The 14,790-nt window shown below is 60.1% G+C and carries 15 protein-coding genes; 4 read left to right on the plus strand and 11 right to left on the minus strand.

Annotation, left to right across the window (positions count from 1 at the left end; all coding sequences use genetic code 11):
• Positions 1–196 precede the first annotated feature (196 nt).
• The 11 genes from MOV80_RS06060 to MOV80_RS06110 all read right to left on the minus strand — a co-directional run bounded on the left by MOV80_RS06060 (position 197) and on the right by MOV80_RS06110 (position 11,805).
• Positions 197–742, minus strand: coding sequence for a glutathione peroxidase (locus MOV80_RS06060; protein WP_039756336.1), 546 nt, complete (start codon positions 740–742; stop codon positions 197–199).
• Positions 743–849: 107 nt separating this feature from the next.
• Positions 850–1,212: a thioredoxin gene (gene trxA / locus MOV80_RS06065; RefSeq protein ID WP_081554853.1), complete on the minus strand. Its 363-nt coding sequence runs from the start codon at positions 1,210–1,212 to the stop codon at positions 850–852.
• A gap of 137 nt (positions 1,213–1,349) precedes the next feature.
• Entirely contained in the window at positions 1,350–2,552 is a 1,203-nt protein-coding gene (gltS, locus tag MOV80_RS06070; RefSeq protein WP_019103841.1) for a sodium/glutamate symporter, read from the minus strand.
• A 149-nt stretch (positions 2,553–2,701) separates the two neighbouring features.
• The gene (locus tag MOV80_RS06075; RefSeq protein ID WP_118268261.1) at positions 2,702–3,646 is read right to left on the minus strand and encodes a class I SAM-dependent methyltransferase; all 945 of its coding nucleotides are present in this window, start codon (positions 3,644–3,646) and stop codon (positions 2,702–2,704) included.
• 97 nt (positions 3,647–3,743) lie between these two features.
• Complete coding sequence (coaD, locus tag MOV80_RS06080) at positions 3,744–4,271, minus strand: pantetheine-phosphate adenylyltransferase (protein WP_043590836.1); 528 nt, start codon at positions 4,269–4,271, stop codon at positions 3,744–3,746.
• A gap of 180 nt (positions 4,272–4,451) precedes the next feature.
• On the minus strand, positions 4,452–5,423 hold the full coding sequence (locus MOV80_RS06085) for a peptide ABC transporter ATP-binding protein (protein WP_118268262.1): 972 nt from the start codon (positions 5,421–5,423) through the stop codon (positions 4,452–4,454).
• On the minus strand, positions 5,420–6,394 hold the full coding sequence (locus MOV80_RS06090) for an oligopeptide/dipeptide ABC transporter ATP-binding protein (protein ID WP_118268651.1): 975 nt from the start codon (positions 6,392–6,394) through the stop codon (positions 5,420–5,422). Before MOV80_RS06090 ends, MOV80_RS06085 begins: the two co-directional genes overlap by 4 nt.
• A gap of 10 nt (positions 6,395–6,404) precedes the next feature.
• Complete coding sequence (locus MOV80_RS06095; protein ID WP_019101432.1) at positions 6,405–7,319, minus strand: ABC transporter permease subunit; 915 nt, start codon at positions 7,317–7,319, stop codon at positions 6,405–6,407.
• 19 nt (positions 7,320–7,338) lie between these two features.
• The gene (locus tag MOV80_RS06100; protein ID WP_043590832.1) at positions 7,339–8,367 is read right to left on the minus strand and encodes an ABC transporter permease subunit; all 1,029 of its coding nucleotides are present in this window, start codon (positions 8,365–8,367) and stop codon (positions 7,339–7,341) included.
• A gap of 555 nt (positions 8,368–8,922) precedes the next feature.
• Complete coding sequence (locus tag MOV80_RS06105) at positions 8,923–10,521, minus strand: ABC transporter substrate-binding protein (RefSeq protein WP_043590830.1); 1,599 nt, start codon at positions 10,519–10,521, stop codon at positions 8,923–8,925.
• A gap of 162 nt (positions 10,522–10,683) precedes the next feature.
• Complete coding sequence (locus tag MOV80_RS06110) at positions 10,684–11,805, minus strand: beta-ketoacyl-ACP synthase III (protein WP_019102780.1); 1,122 nt, start codon at positions 11,803–11,805, stop codon at positions 10,684–10,686.
• Between the two features lie 430 nt (positions 11,806–12,235).
• On the opposite strand from MOV80_RS06110, the gene iscR reads away from it, so the two are divergent.
• The 4 genes from iscR to iscA all read left to right on the plus strand — a co-directional run bounded on the left by iscR (position 12,236) and on the right by iscA (position 14,750).
• Positions 12,236–12,715 (plus strand): Fe-S cluster assembly transcriptional regulator IscR, encoded by a 480-nt coding sequence (iscR, locus tag MOV80_RS06115; protein ID WP_019102781.1) that lies wholly within the window; start codon positions 12,236–12,238, stop codon positions 12,713–12,715.
• 31 nt (positions 12,716–12,746) lie between these two features.
• On the plus strand, positions 12,747–13,964 hold the full coding sequence (locus MOV80_RS06120) for an IscS subfamily cysteine desulfurase (protein ID WP_019102782.1): 1,218 nt from the start codon (positions 12,747–12,749) through the stop codon (positions 13,962–13,964).
• Between the two features lie 61 nt (positions 13,965–14,025).
• Positions 14,026–14,409 carry a Fe-S cluster assembly scaffold IscU gene (gene iscU, locus MOV80_RS06125; protein WP_019102783.1) on the plus strand — a complete coding sequence of 128 codons (384 nt, stop codon included), beginning with the start codon at positions 14,026–14,028 and terminating at the stop codon, positions 14,407–14,409.
• Between the two features lie 17 nt (positions 14,410–14,426).
• Complete coding sequence (gene iscA, locus MOV80_RS06130; protein ID WP_019102784.1) at positions 14,427–14,750, plus strand: iron-sulfur cluster assembly protein IscA; 324 nt, start codon at positions 14,427–14,429, stop codon at positions 14,748–14,750.
• Positions 14,751–14,790 lie beyond the last annotated feature (40 nt).

The raw sequence follows: 14,790 nt of genomic DNA on the forward strand, positions 1-14,790 counted from the left end.
CTATACGTCACGCCCCCACACCCGTCAACACCTTTTGCGACAAAAACCTCAACAAAAGCGGGCCAGGCCGGGCAAACCCTTGATGCGGCAATGAATATCCATAAAGAGTATTTGTCAACTCCCGCCCCATGTCCCGACTATCCATGAAAAACGGGCCGGCGAAATGCCGGCCCCTTGTTGGATATACGTGCTTCCTCTAGTTTTTCACGCTCTCCGCCGGCTTTAGGTAAGGCAAGAAAGCATTGACCACTTCAGGATCATCCGGCTTGGTCCGCGTGCCTATACTGACAACCTTGCTTGCGCCGGGCAGTATCAAATACTTGTGGAAGTTCCATACCGGAGCGTCGTCGGTGGCCTTGATCAAGGCTTTGAAGAACGGCTGCGCATCGGCGCCGCGCACATGCCCTTTTACAGCCATCGGAAAGGTCACGCCATAATTGGCTTCGCAGAACGCGCCGATCTCCTTATCGCTGTCCAGTTCCTGAAAGAAGTCGTTGCTGGGAAAGCCGACCACCATCAGACCGCGCTGCCCATAGGTCTGATACAACGATTGTAGTTGCTTGAACTGCGGCGTGAAGCCGCAGTGGCTGGCGGTATTGACCACCAGCAGCGGCCGATCCGCGTATTGGCATAGATTAATCTGGCCGCCCATCAGGCCCGGCACTGTGTAGTTCAACAAAGCCGGGCAAGCCGCCAGCACCGCCTGACTGCAAAAAATCAGCATTGCGCCCCATCGTTTCATTCGCGTCTCCTCGCTGCGCCATGTATTGATGGCAGACAAAATGATAAGGCAATGCTTGAAGCATTGCCTTATCTATTGTCCCGAGCACCGCATGCGGGCGTCTGCTGTCATTCCTGCTGGCTGGCGATGTCGGCCCGCACCTTGTCCATATCCAGTTCCCGCAGACCTTGAATCAACTGCTCAAACTGAGCGGCCATCATCGCCCCAGCCTGGTTGAATACCATGATGCCATCCTTGATGGCGATCAGCGTGGGTATGGAGCGGATATTGAAGTGGGCGGCCAGGTCTCGCTCGTCTTCAGTATTGATCTTGCCGAACACGATGTCGGCGTGCTTTTCCGATGCGGCTTCGAAAGTGGGACCGAACATTTTGCACGGACCGCACCACGGCGCCCAAAAGTCGAGAATGACCAAGCCTTCCTCTTTCATATGGGCGTTGAAGTTGTCGGCGCTGAGGTTGATGTAAGTCATCGGGGTGTCTTTCGCTGTCTGAAGCGCCCGCCAACGGCGGGCTGTTGCAGCAAAGATAGGTACGCGCCCGCGGCATTGCAAGACTATCGCCCAGTTGAATTTATCAATCCAGACGATAGCCGCTGTCGCCGCGATGCTTAGCCTATGAAGGGCAGCGCGAGGTAGAGCTTGATCACGATAGCGTTGACGATATCAATGAAGAAGGCCCCAACCATGGGCACGACCAGGAAGGCCAGGTGCGAGGGGCCGAAGCGTTCGGTCACCGCCTGCATATTGGCGATGGCGGTGGGCGTGGCGCCTAGGCCGAAGCCGCAGTGGCCGGCGGCCAGCACCGCCGCGTCGTAATTGCGCCCCATCACCCGGAAGGTGACGAAAATCGCATACATCGCCATCGCCGCGGTTTGCGCCAGCAGTAGCACGAAGATGGGCAACGCCAAGGCCGCCAAATCCCACAAACGCAGGGACATCAAGGCTAGCGCCAGGAACAGCGACAGGCTGACGTTGCCCAGCACCGACACTTCGCGCTCGAAGATTTGATACCAGCCCAAAGCCGCTAGCCCGTTGCTGATCAACACGCCGACAAACAGCACGCAGACGAAGGTGGGCAATTCCAGCGGCGTGCCTTTAAGCAGGCCGCCGAGAAAGGTGCCGCCCAACAGACAGACGGCGATCAGCGCCAGCGTCTCGATGAAGGAATGCGGAGTGATCAGACGTTGTGCGTCCGGCTGTTCGAAAGCCAGCGGCGGATCGTCGGCATTGTGCTCGGCGCCTGGGGCTTTGACTTTTTTGACCAGAAAACGCGCCACCGGGCCGCCGATTAGGCCGCCCAGCACCAACCCGAAAGTGGCGCAAGCCAGCGCCAGTTCCGACGCGGAGGCCAAACCGTACTTGGAAGCAAAGGTGCCTCCCCAGGCCGCGCCGGTGCCATGGCCGCCGGACAAGGTAATGGAGCCGGCCAGCAGACCCATCAATGGATCCAGGCCCAGCAGGCTGGCCAGAGCGATGCCCAGTGTGTTCTGCACCAGCAGCAGGCCAACCACCACCGCCAGGAAAACGCCAACTGTCTTGCCGCCCTGCCTCAGGCTTTTCAAATTGGCGTTGAGGCCGATGGAAGCGAAGAAGGCCAGCATGAGCGGGGTTTGCAGCGAAGCGTCGAAGCGAACCTCGTTGCCGGTCAGCTGACGGAACAGCAACAGCAGGGCGGCAATCAGCAAGCCGCCAACTACCGGCTCGGGGATATTGTAGGTGCGCAGCGCGCCGACATGCGCCACTAGTTTGCGCCCGAGCAGCAAAACCAGCGACGCGGCCACCAAGGTGCCGTAGAAATCCAGTTGAATCATCGAGTCTCCCTATTGTTTGATGAGCGACGGCGCGCTTGATTCAGACTAGCAGCTGTCGGAATGTTGTCGCGCCCTGCAATACGATAGGCAACCCGGGGATAAAGTTCGGCCTCTAATTAATAGAGGCCTTATAGAGTGAATATCAACCGCTAATCGCGACGAATCCGCCAGCATTGATGAATGGCGCGGTTGCGGAAGTCTTCCGGCACTGATTGCGCGCTGATGTCGCTGATGAGGTAATCGTCGGATAGTCTCTCGTCCAGCTTGAAGCTGCGGAGATTATTGGAGAAGTACAAGGTGCCGCCCGGAGCCAGCAGCGCCATTGCGTAGTCAATCAGCCAGACATGGTCGCGCTGCACGTCCAGAATGTCGCGCATCTTCTTGGAGTTGGAGAAGGTAGGCGGGTCCATAACGATCAGATCAAACTGCTTGCCGGCATCCACGGCGTCTTCCAGATACTGAAACACATCCGCCCGCACCAGTTCGTGCCGGGCAAGGTCCAGGCCATTGAGTTCGAAGTTACGGCGCGACCAATCCTGATAGGTATTGGACATGTCCACGGTTTCGGAGCGGATCGCGCCGCCGGAGGCTGCGTAGACAGTGAAGCTTCCGGTGTAGGCGAACAGATTGAGGAAACGCTTGCCGGCGGCTTCTTCCCTCACCCGCTTGCGGGTGTTGCGATGGTCCAGGAACAGGCCGGTATCCAAGTAGGCTTCGAGATTAACAATAAAGCGCTGACCAAACTCGTTGACGACAAAGTCGCAGCCCTGTTGCCCCGCTTTCTCATACTGGCTCACGCCTTTCTGGCGACGACGGTTCTTTAGCGTCACCGCATCAGGCGCAAGGCCCGTCACCGCGCACAGGCTGTCCACCACCGCGTTGATCCATTCGCGGTAAGCGTCGTCCTCCATCTCCCACCCCGTGTCGTACTCCTGCAGGTGGATGCGCTCGCCGTACACGTCCACCGCGAACGGGAACTGCGGCACGTCCTTGTCGTAGACTCGCCAGGCGTCCAGCCCCTGGCGACGCGCCCATTTGGCGTAGTGCTTGAAATTCTTGGCCAGGCGATTGGCGAATGGGCTGACGTCCAGCATGAGTCCTCGATATTGGCGATAGGCAAAACACAAAACAAACGCGCCGCTGACTACAGGCGGCGCGCGAACGGGTTATCCAATTCTATTACAGCCGCGGCTATTCGGACGAATACATCTCGATCAGCTTGCTGTAAACCGGTTCCGGCAAGTATTGGCGAATCACGCTTTCCCAGCCCCTCGGCCCCACCAGGCCCTTGACCATCGTGGACGACACTTCGGCGTACTCACGCGGCGGCAGCAGGAAAATAGTGGTGATGTCCGGGTGCAGATCGGAATTGATATAGCGCATGGTGCGCTCGTATTCATAATCGCTGGCGGTGCGGATGCCGCGGATGATGTAGTTTGCGCCTATGCTTTGCGCGTAATTAACCAGAAACTGATTCTCGAACACATCCACCCGCAGCTTGCTGAAGCCGCCAGTGACGGCGCGCAACAAAGCCACTCGTTCCTCGACACTGAAGGTACAGTGTTTTTCCGGGTTCACTCCGACCGCTACGATCAATTCGTCAAACAGCTCCACCGCTTCACGAATCATCCATAGGTGACCATTGGTCACCGGGTCGAAGCTGCCCGCGTACACGGCTCGCTTCAATTCTCGTTTTCCTTTGACTGTATGATGTGCCATGGCGAATGTATCGTGGTCGTTGGGGGTGGGTAAAGCAATTTTTGTGCATTGCGCAAAATGTTCCGCTCCCACCTGGACTATCCGGGGCAGAATCTGTCCATTTCACTCATTATCGGCAAAGCGCCGCCAAAAAAAAGCGGGCCGCGCATGGCGGCCCGCTTACGGTCAAATCCTACCCATTCAGGCGTTGATCTCCTCGGCGCGATGACAAGCGATCATGCGCTGATCCAGTTCGCGTAATTCCGGCACCTCCTCGGCGCAACGCTGATTCGCGTGGGGGCAGCGCTTGTGGAAGGCGCAGCCCGACGGCGGCTTCAAGGGGCTGGGCAGCTCGCCCTCGATCTTGATCTTGATACGACGCTGTTCCGGGTGGATGGACGGCGTAGCCGACAACAAGGCTTGGGTATAAGGATGCAACGGCCGCTCATAGACACGGTTCTTTTCCCCCACCTCCACCGCGCGCCCCAAATACATCACCATCAAGTCGTCGGCCACATGCTCAACCACCGACAGGTTGTGGGAGATGAACACATAGGCGGTTTTGAACTCGTCCTGCAGATCCATGAACAGATTGAGCACCTGGGCCTGGATAGACACATCCAACGCCGAGGTAGGCTCGTCCGCCACAACGATCTTGGGGTTCAGCATCATTGCGCGGGCAATGGCGATGCGCTGACGCTGACCGCCGGAGAACATATGCGGATAGCGGAAAAAGTGCTCCGGCCGCAAACCAACCCGCTGCATCATGCCGCGCACCTTTTCTTCGCGCTCCTTGGCGCTCAGCGAGGTGTTGATCAGCAAGGGCTCGGCCAGCTGACTGCCGATTTTCTGGCGCGGATTCAAGGACGCGTACGGGTTTTGGAACACCATCTGCACCTTGGTGCGCATGGCTTTCAATGCGACCTTGCCGGCCAGGGCCGCATCCTGGCCATCCAGCAGCAGAGAGCCCGAGGTCGGCGCTTCGATCAGCGTCAGCTGCCGCGCCAGGGTGCTCTTGCCGCAGCCGGACTCGCCCACCACCGCCAAGGTCTTGCCGGCCCGCAGTTCGAAGGAGACGCCGTTGAGCGCCTTGACTTGCGCCGAGGGCTTGAGAAAGCCTTGGGACACGTCGTAGTAACGGGTCAGATCCCGCGCTTGCAATACGGTGCTCATTTCGCCTCCTTGTCCAGCAACGGGTAGTGGCAGCGCACGGCGCCGCCCTCCACCGGGGTCAGGCCTGGACGCTGGGTCCGGCAGTTGTCCTTGACATAGGGGCAACGCGGCGACAACAGGCAGCCGCCGGGGCGGTCATACTGCCCCGGCACAATGCCGGGCAAGGTGTTCAGGCGATGCGCGCCTTTGCTGTGCTCCGGAATCGACGACAGCAGCGCTTCGGTGTACGGATGGGCGGGATGATTGAACACGCCCGGCACCGCGCCCATTTCAGCCACCTGGCCGGCGTACATCACCGCCAGCCGGTGCGCCACTTCGGCCACCACCGCCAGATCGTGGGTAATCATGATCAAGGCCATGTTCTGGCTCTTTTGCAAGCTGACCAGCAGCTCCATGATCTGCGCCTGGATGGTCACGTCCAAAGCCGTGGTCGGCTCGTCGGCGATCAAGAGCTTGGGGCTACAGGCGATGGCCATCGCAATCACCACCCGCTGGCTCATGCCGCCGGACAACTGATGCGGATAGGCGTTGAGCCGCGAGGCCGGCGCCGGAATCTCCACCAGTTCCATCAGTTCCAGCGCGCGCCGCTTCAGGGCCCCGCCGCGCAGGCCTTGATGCAGCTTCAGCACTTCCATGATCTGGTAGCCGACGGTGTAGCTGGGGTTCAGCGAGGTCATCGGGTCCTGGAAGATCATGGCGATATCCTTGCCGACGATCTTGCGGCGTTCGCGCGCGGAGATGGTCAGCAGGTTCTTGCCGTCGAAGCTCAGTTCGTCGGCCACGATGCGGCCCTGACCTTCCAGCAACCCCATCATCGCCATCATGGTCACCGACTTGCCGGAACCGGATTCGCCGACGATGCCGACGATCTCGCCCTGATCCACGGTCAGGTCCAGCCCTTCCACCGCGCGGAAGGGATTTTTCTCCGAACCGAACTCCACCGAGAGGTTCTTGATTTGCAGCAAACTCATTTCCATCCCCTCAAGCCGCGCGCTTCAGTTTCGGGTCCAGCGCGTCGCGCAGGCCGTCGCCCATCAAATTGATGGCGAGCACCGACAGCAAAATGGTCAGGCCGGGCAAGGTGACCACCCACCAGGCGCTTTCAATGTAATCGCGGGCCGATGCCAGCATGGTGCCCCACTCTGGAGTCGGCGGCTGCACGCCCAGGCCGAGAAAACCCAGCGCGGCGATTTCCAGGATGGCCGAGGAAAAGCTCATCGTCGCGTGCACGATCAAAGGCGCCATGCAGTTGGGCAACACGGTGACGAACATCAGCCGCGGCAGGCCCGCGCCGGCCACGCGCGAGGCCGTAACGTAGTCGCGGTTCAGTTCGGTCATCGCCGACGCGCGAGTCAGCCGCACATAGGCCGGCAAGGCCACGGTGGCGATGGCTATCATCGCGTTCATCAGGCCGGGGCCGAGAATGGCCATGATGGCCACCGCCAGCAGCAGCGAGGGCAAGGCCATCATGATGTCCATCAGCCGCATGATCGCGCCGCCGAGGACCTTGGGAAAGAAGGCGGCCAAGAGGCCGAGCACCACGCCCGGCAGCAAGGCCATCAGCACCGAGCACAGGCCGATGAACAAGGACAAGCGCGCGCCGTGGATCAACCTCGACAGGATGTCTCGCCCCAGTTCATCGGTGCCGAACAGGAATTGCGTCGAGCCGCCGTCCACCCATGCAGGAGGCGTCAGCAAATGGTCGCGATATTGCTCGATTGGGCTATAGGGCGCCACCAGCGGCGCCAGCAGCGCACAGGAGGTGACGATCAACATGAAGATCAGGCCGGCCACCGCGCCCTTGTTGTGGGAAAAGCCCTGCCAGAACTCCTTGAACGGCGAGGGATAGGCCAGCGCCAGGTCCGGGCCGGCGTTGACTTGCGTAGTCTGAGTCATAAATCCACCTAACTGGCTGTTACTTGGCGTGACGGATGCGCGGATTGGCGATGCCGTACAGGATGTCGACGATGAAGTTGGTGAGGATCACCAGCGTCGCCACCATCAGGATGCCGTTCTGCACCACCGGATAGTCTCGGCGACTGATCGCGTCGATCAGCCATTTGCCTATGCCCGGCCAGGAAAAGATGGTTTCAGTCAACACCGCCCCGCCCATCAGCGTGCCCACTTGCAGGCCGATCACGGTCAGCACTGGAATCAGCGCATTGCGCAGGGTGTGGATGAAGATCACACGCGCCGGCGACAAGCCCTTGGCGCGCGCGGTGCGCACATAGTCCTCGCGCAGCACTTCCAGCATCGACGAGCGCGTCATCCGCGCGATGACCGCCAACGGAATCGTGCCCAGCACGATGGCCGGCAGAATCAGGTGCATCAAAGCGTTCTTGAAGGCGCCGGCGTTCACGTCCGGATCCGCGGCCTCCGCCATCCAGGAATCGATCAGCATAAAACCGGTATGCGGCGCGATGTCGAAGGTCAGGTCGACGCGGCCGGACACCGGGGTCCAACCCAGCTTGACCGAGAAGAACATGATCAGGATCAGGCCCCACCAGAAGATGGGCATGGAGAAGCCGGTCAACGAGATGCCCATCACGCCATGGTCGAACAGCGAGCCGCGCTTGATGGCGGCGATGACGCCGGCCAGCAGACCCAGCACGGTAGCGAAGATCAAGGCGGAAATCGCCAATTCCAGCGTGGCGGGGAACAGGGTTTTGAACTCGGTCCAGACTCCGGTCTTGGTGACTAGGGACTCGCCCAGATCGCCGTGCAGCAAATTGACCACATAGTCGAAGTACTGAGCGTACAGCGGCTTGTCCAGACCCAGGCGATGCAAGGCTTCGGCGTGCATTTGCGGATCGAGCGCGCGCTCGCCCACCATCACCTCCACCGGATCACCCGGAATCATGCGGATCAAGCCGAAGGTCAGCAGCGTGATGCCGAAGAAGGTTGGCACCAATAAGCCCAACCTTCGCAGAATAAAGGAAAACATGAGGACTTCTCCCTTGCGCCGGCCCCGCTGGGCGACTGGGCGCAATACTCAACTTGAGACCCAGAGCGACGACGCTTTGCATGGCAAACAGCGCGCGACGGCTCTATTGCGTTTGGGGAGACGTTACCGGAATAGAACGGAGAAGAAGCAAGGAAAACAACAATGAAGAGCGCCGGAGCGATGGCATACAACTGAACCACCCACCCACATCAGCTGCGCCACCGCTACGGCAAGTGCAAGATAGCACTCCTCCCCGCAAACGAGCTTGACCCAGGTCAAGCCTGACGCACAGCCTCTCCACGCTGTGACTGACTACCCTCTAACACCACCCAGTAGACGTTCCGCCGCCATCGGGCCCGCCACCTCTTTGTGCGACTGGAAACCCAAGGCTTAGAGTAGCCGACAAAACCCCGCGCCGCGTCCTGGCGCGCCGGCGGCAGCTGCCGCCCGGCAACACATGCCAGTTCGCATCACGGATTTCGCCAGCCGTTCTTTATCAGGCAAAACATCGGGGGAACCAGCCCCCGATGTCGCTGTTTTTTATTGTATTCCGGCTTACTTGACACTAACGCCGTAGAAGGAGTTCAGGCCGAAGGGGCTGACCTTGAAGCCCTGTACCGATTTCAGCATCGGCTGATTCACGGTGGAGTGGGCAATCGTTGTCATCGGCACTTGCTGTTTGACGATCTCCTGAGCCTTCATGTACAGCTTGGTGCGCTCTGCCACGTTGGCGGTGCGCTTGCCTTTCTGGATCAGGTCTTCAAACGGCTTGTAGCACCACTTGGAGAAGTTGTTGCCGTTCATCGCGTCGCAACCAAACAGCACACCCAGCCAGTTGTCCGGATCGCCGTTGTCGCCGGTCCAGCCAATCAGCATGGAATCATGCTCGCCGGCCTTCGCGCGCTTGATGTACTCGCCCCACTCGTAGGAAGTGATCTTGGCCTTGACGCCGATCTTGGCCCAGTCGGACTGCACCATTTCCGCCATCAGCTTGGCGTTGGGGTTGTACGGACGTTGCACCGGCATCGCCCACAGGCTCAGTTCGAAGCCGTTGGGATAGCCGGCCTTGGCCAACAGCGCCTTGGCCTTGGCCACATCGTAAGGCGCGTCTTTCAGGCTCTTGTTGTACGACCACTGGGTCGGCGGCATCGGGTTGGTGGCCGGCTGGCCGGCGCCCTGGTACACCGCGTCGATGATGGCCTTCTTGTTGATCGCCATGTCCAGCGCCTGACGCACTTCCAACTTCTCCAGCGGCTTGTGCTTGACGTTGTAGGCCAGGTAGCCCAGGTTGAAGCCCGGCTGCGCGGTCACCGACAGCTTGGGGTCGGCCTTCATCGCGGCCAGGTCGGTCGGACGCGGGTTGACGGTGATCTGGCACTCGCCGGCCTTCAGCTTCTGATAACGAACCGAAGCGTCGGTGGTGATGGCGAACACCAGGTTGTCCACTTTCGGACCGTCAGCCTTGTTCCAGTATTCTTTGTTGGCGGCGAAGCGGATCTGCGCGTCTTTTTGATAGCGCTTGAAGATGAACGGGCCCGTGCCTACCGGCTGCTGATTGATCAACTGCGGCTTGCCGGCCTTGAGCAGTTTGTCGGCGTACTCGGCGGATTGCACCGAGGCGAAGCTCATCGCCAGGTTCTGCAGGAAAGCGGCATCCAGGCTCTTCAGCGTAAACTTGACGGTGTTGGCGTCGACTTTCTCGACCTTGACGATATTGGTGTCCAGACCCATATCCGTGAAATACGGGAATTCGGTCGGATAGGCTTTGCGGAACGGATGGTTCTTGTCGACCATGCGGCTGAAAGTGAATACCACATCGTCGGCGTTGAATTCGCGGGTCGGCTTGAAGTAGTCGGTGGTCTGGAACTTCACGCCCTTGCGCAGGTGGAAGGTGTAGCTCAGGCCATCTGCCGCCACGTCCCACTTTTCGGCCAGCGCCGGCACAACCTTGGTACCGCCGCGCTGGAATTGCACCAGGCGGTTAAACACGGTTTCGGCGGACGCGTCGAAATCGGTGCCGGTGGTGTACTGACCCGGGTCGAAACCGGCCGGGCTGCCTTCCGAGCAATACACCAGAGTACCGGCGGCCTGAGCCGACATCGCGGCCCCCGCGATCAGGCCCGCGGCCAGCAGCGCTTTCTTGACAGTTTGCATAATTATTTCCTTTCCCTTGTACAGACTCGTAGGTCTTGCTTTATCGGTGGGTTCCATGCCCGCCATGGGGGGATACATTATGCAGAGAGGACGCTTTTGACAAGCGTCCTCTGCTTTTTTCTGCCAATCTTTCTTCTCGCTAGAACTATATCTGGCGATTTATCAGATTTTCCTCAGCACAACGCTGCCCACCGAATAGCCCGCGCCGAAAGAAGAGATGACACCGACATCACCACTGTGCAGATCGTCCGAATGCAGATGAAATGCGATGACCGAGCCGGCGGAACTGGTGTTGGCGTAACGGTCCAGAATCACCGGCGCCTCATGGTCGCCGGCGTCGCGGCCCAACACACGCCGGGAAATCAGCTGGTTCATCGCCAGGTTGGCCTGATGCAGCCAGAAGCGCGCCACCTCGGCAGGCGGGATGCCCAGGCACTCCAAATGCGCGGCGATATGATCGCCCACCATAGGGCAGACTTCCTTGAACACCTTGCGGCCCTGCTGTACGAAAAGCTTGTCCGGCTGGCCAATTCCCGCCTCGTCGCAACGATTGAGGAAGCCGAAGTTGTTGCGGATATTATTGGAGAACACCGTGGCTAGCTTGCTGCCCAACACCTCGTAGCGCTGCGCCGAGCTTGCCGCCTCGGCTCGCTCCAACACCACCGCGGTGCAGGCGTCGCCAAAAATGAAGTGGCTGTCTCGGTCGCGGAAATTCAGGTGTGCGGAACAGATTTCCGGGTTCACCATCAACACCGCGCGCGCCTGGCCGCTGGCAATGGCGTTGACTGCGGTTTGAATACCGAAGGTGGCGGATGAGCAAGCCACGTTCATGTCGAAAGCGTAGCCCTGAATACCCAGCGCCTGCTGCACCTCGATCGATACCGCCGGATACGGGCGTTGCATATTGGAGCAAGCGACGATGACCATATCGATGTCCGCCGCGCTTCGGCCTGCGCGTTCCAGCGCCTGCCGCGCGGCGGCCACCGCCATTTCCGCCTGGACCGACAGCTCGTCGTTGCCGCGCTCCGGCAAGCGCGGCGCCATTCTCGCCGGGTCCAACACCCCGCTCTTGTCCATGAGGAAGCGCTGCTTGATGCCGGAGGCCTTTTCGATGAACTCGGAGCTGGACTCGGCCAGCGGCTCCATCTCTCCAGCGGCGATCCGGTCCGCGTGTTGCTGATTGTGAGCGTGTACAAAGGCATTGAAAGCCGCGACCAGTTCCTGATTGCTGACCGTGTGCGGCGGCGTGAACAAACCGGTTCCGCTAATGACGACCTTGTGCATGAATTGTCCTTTTAGCCCCCCGTAACCCGGGTAAGTGTAGATTTTTGTTGCGGCGACGACAGTCCTTGCTGCCCCGCTCAAGCGGAAATAGCCCGCCCTGTCTCAGCCCGTCCTCGGACGATCCTTTCCGTCGCCGGATTCTACACCAAGCCCTTCATCTGAAAGTAATAAAACCGCAAACGCCGCCCTGGCGCGGCCCGCGGCCCTCTCCGCCCCCGACGCCGCGCGCACGGACGCTCTTGCCGCGGGGCCGGAGCCGTCGGCAAAACTACCCCTACGCTTAAAAACCGAGTAAAATGATCGGCTTTGCGCAGCCGCCTTCTCTTGGCCCCCGCCGATAATAGTTGACTAAAACAGTCGGATATTAGGTATAATCGTCTGCATCAGGAATTCATCCTCCTCCAAAACCCCACTCTTGGAGACCAGAGACATGCGTTTAACCACTAAAGGCCGTTTTGCCGTCACCGCGATGCTGGACTTGGCATTGCGCGAGAGCGGCGGCCCGGTCACGCTAGCCGGCATCAGCGAGCGCCAAGGCATCTCGCTCTCCTACCTGGAACAACTCTTCGGCAAGCTGCGGCGCGCCGAACTTGTAGACAGCGTGCGAGGCCCCGGCGGCGGCTACACCTTGGCCAAGGCCCCGATTGATATTTCCGTGGCGGACATCATCACCGCCGTGGACGAACCTGTGGACGCCACCCAGTGCGGCGGCCGAGAGAACTGTCGCGGCAATCAGCGCTGCATGACCCACGATTTGTGGACCAATCTGAACGTCACCATTTTCGACTACCTGTCCAAGGTCAGCCTCGCCAGTCTGGTTGAGCAGCAAAAGACCAAGGAAAACACTGTATTGCAGGATAAGCGCGAATGCAGCGTGGTTCACGCTTCTGCCGCCTCCGGCGCCCTGTGAGGCGCGGACCCATCTTCTGTGGAGAATATAAATGAGCCAGCTCAAGCTTCCGATCTACCTCGACTACTCGGCCACCACGCCGGTAGACCCGCGCGTTGCCGACAAGATGATTCCCTATCTTTACGAAAAGTTCGGCAACCCGGCTTCGCGCAGCCACAGCTTCGGCTGGGACGCGGAGGAAGCGGTGGAGAACGCGCGCGCTGAAGTGGCCAAGCTGATCAACGCCGACTCCAAGGAAATCGTCTGGACCTCCGGCGCCACCGAGTCCGACAACCTGGCGATCAAGGGCGCCGCCCACTTCTACAAGAGCAAGGGCAAGCACCTGATCACGGTCAAGACCGAACACAAGGCGGTGCTGGACACCATGCGCGAGCTGGAGCGCCAGGGCTTCGAAGTGACCTATCTGGGCGTAAAGGACGATGGCCTGCTGGACATCGAAGAATTCAAGGCCGCCATTCGTCCGGACACCATCGTCGCCTCGGTGATGTTCGTCAACAACGAAATCGGCGTGATTCAGGACATCGAGCAGCTGGGCGAGATCTGCCGCGCCAACGGCGTGATCTTCCACGTCGACGCCACTCAGGCCCCGGGCAAAGTGGTCATCGACATGGAAAAGCAGAAAGTGGACCTGCTCAGCCTGTCCGCTCACAAGGTGTACGGCCCCAAGGGCATCGGCGCGCTGTACGTGCGCCGCAAGCCGCGCGTGCGCCTGGAAGCGCAGATGCACGGCGGCGGCCATGAGCGCGGCTTCCGCTCCGGCACCCTGGCCACCCACCAGATCGTCGGCATGGGCGAAGCCTTCCGCATCGCCCGCGAAGAGATGGACAGCGAGCGCGAACGCATCCGCATGCTGCGCGACCGGCTGTGGAACGGCATCAAGAACATGGAAGAGGTCTACATCAACGGCGACATCGACCAACGCGTGCCGCACAACCTCAATGTCAGCTTCAACTTCGTCGAAGGCGAAAGCCTGATCATGGCGATCAAGGAGCTGGCCGTGTCCAGCGGCTCGGCTTGTACCTCGGCCTCGCTGGAACCGTCCTACGTGCTGCGCGCACTGGGCCGCAACGACGAAATGGCCCACAGCTCGATCCGCTTCACGCTGGGCCGCTTCACCACCGAGGAAGAAATCGACTTCGCGGTGAATCTGCTAAACCAAAAGATCGGCAAGCTGCGCGAACTGTCCCCCTTGTGGGAAATGTTCAAGGACGGCGTGGATCTGAATTCGGTTCAATGGGCCGCCCACTAAGGGCGACAGCAATATCCAGCGCCGAGCCGGCAAGACCGGAACGGCGCTGAAGGAGACAATCATGGCATACAGCGACAAGGTAATGGATCACTACGAAAACCCGCGCAACGTGGGCTCTTTCGAAAAAGGCGACGACAGCGTGGGCACCGGCATGGTGGGCGCGCCGGCCTGTGGCGATGTGATGAAGCTGCAAATCAAGGTGAGCGAGGACGGCGTGATTCAGGACGCCAAGTTCAAGACTTACGGCTGCGGCTCCGCCATCGCCTCCTCCTCACTGGTGACTGAGTGGGTCAAGGGCAAATCGCTGGACGAAGCGCTGGAGATCAAGAACACCGCCATCGCCGAAGAACTGGCCTTGCCGCCGGTGAAGATTCACTGCTCCATCCTGGCCGAAGACGCGATCAAGGCCGCGGTCAACGACTACAAGCAAAAGCACGGCAAATAATCAGCGGGGACATCATCATGGCTATCACCCTTTCCGAACGCGCCGCCGCCCACGTCAGCGCCTTCATCGCCAAGCGCGGCAAGGGCTTGGGCATTCGTCTGGGCGTTAAGACCTCCGGCTGCTCCGGCATGGCCTACAAGCTGGAGTTCGTCGACGTGGCCAGCGACGACGACGTGACCTTTGAAAGCCATGGCGTCACCGTGTTCACCGATGCCAAGAGCTTGGCTTACATCGACGGCACCGAACTGGATTACGCCAAGGAAGGCTTGAACGAGGGGTTTCAGTTCAACAACCCCAACGTCAAAAACGAGTGCGGCTGCGGCGAAAGCTTCAACGTCTGACCCCGGCAGGCGGGCGCGCTTCGGCGCGGCCCGCCCGTCG

It is taken from the genome of Chromobacterium sp. IRSSSOUMB001 (assembly GCF_023507765.1).
In the GTDB taxonomy this organism is placed as follows: domain Bacteria; phylum Pseudomonadota; class Gammaproteobacteria; order Burkholderiales; family Chromobacteriaceae; genus Chromobacterium; species Chromobacterium haemolyticum.

Coding starts and splice junctions, on each gene's coding strand:
- MOV80_RS06060 (WP_039756336.1), bottom strand. CDS start 742: ATGAAACGATGGGGCGCAATGCTGATTTTTTGCAGTCAGGCGGTGCTG.
- trxA (WP_081554853.1), bottom strand. CDS start 1,212: ATGACTTACATCAACCTCAGCGCCGACAACTTCAACGCCCATATGAAA.
- gltS (WP_019103841.1), bottom strand. CDS start 2,552: ATGATTCAACTGGATTTCTACGGCACCTTGGTGGCCGCGTCGCTGGTT.
- MOV80_RS06075 (WP_118268261.1), bottom strand. CDS start 3,646: ATGCTGGACGTCAGCCCATTCGCCAATCGCCTGGCCAAGAATTTCAAG.
- coaD (WP_043590836.1), bottom strand. CDS start 4,271: ATGGCACATCATACAGTCAAAGGAAAACGAGAATTGAAGCGAGCCGTG.
- MOV80_RS06085 (WP_118268262.1), bottom strand. CDS start 5,423: ATGAGCACCGTATTGCAAGCGCGGGATCTGACCCGTTACTACGACGTG.
- MOV80_RS06090 (WP_118268651.1), bottom strand. CDS start 6,394: ATGAGTTTGCTGCAAATCAAGAACCTCTCGGTGGAGTTCGGTTCGGAG.
- MOV80_RS06095 (WP_019101432.1), bottom strand. CDS start 7,319: ATGACTCAGACTACGCAAGTCAACGCCGGCCCGGACCTGGCGCTGGCC.
- MOV80_RS06100 (WP_043590832.1), bottom strand. CDS start 8,367: ATGTTTTCCTTTATTCTGCGAAGGTTGGGCTTATTGGTGCCAACCTTC.
- MOV80_RS06105 (WP_043590830.1), bottom strand. CDS start 10,521: ATGCAAACTGTCAAGAAAGCGCTGCTGGCCGCGGGCCTGATCGCGGGG.
- MOV80_RS06110 (WP_019102780.1), bottom strand. CDS start 11,805: ATGCACAAGGTCGTCATTAGCGGAACCGGTTTGTTCACGCCGCCGCAC.
- iscR (WP_019102781.1), top strand. CDS start 12,236: ATGCGTTTAACCACTAAAGGCCGTTTTGCCGTCACCGCGATGCTGGAC.
- MOV80_RS06120 (WP_019102782.1), top strand. CDS start 12,747: ATGAGCCAGCTCAAGCTTCCGATCTACCTCGACTACTCGGCCACCACG.
- iscU (WP_019102783.1), top strand. CDS start 14,026: ATGGCATACAGCGACAAGGTAATGGATCACTACGAAAACCCGCGCAAC.
- iscA (WP_019102784.1), top strand. CDS start 14,427: ATGGCTATCACCCTTTCCGAACGCGCCGCCGCCCACGTCAGCGCCTTC.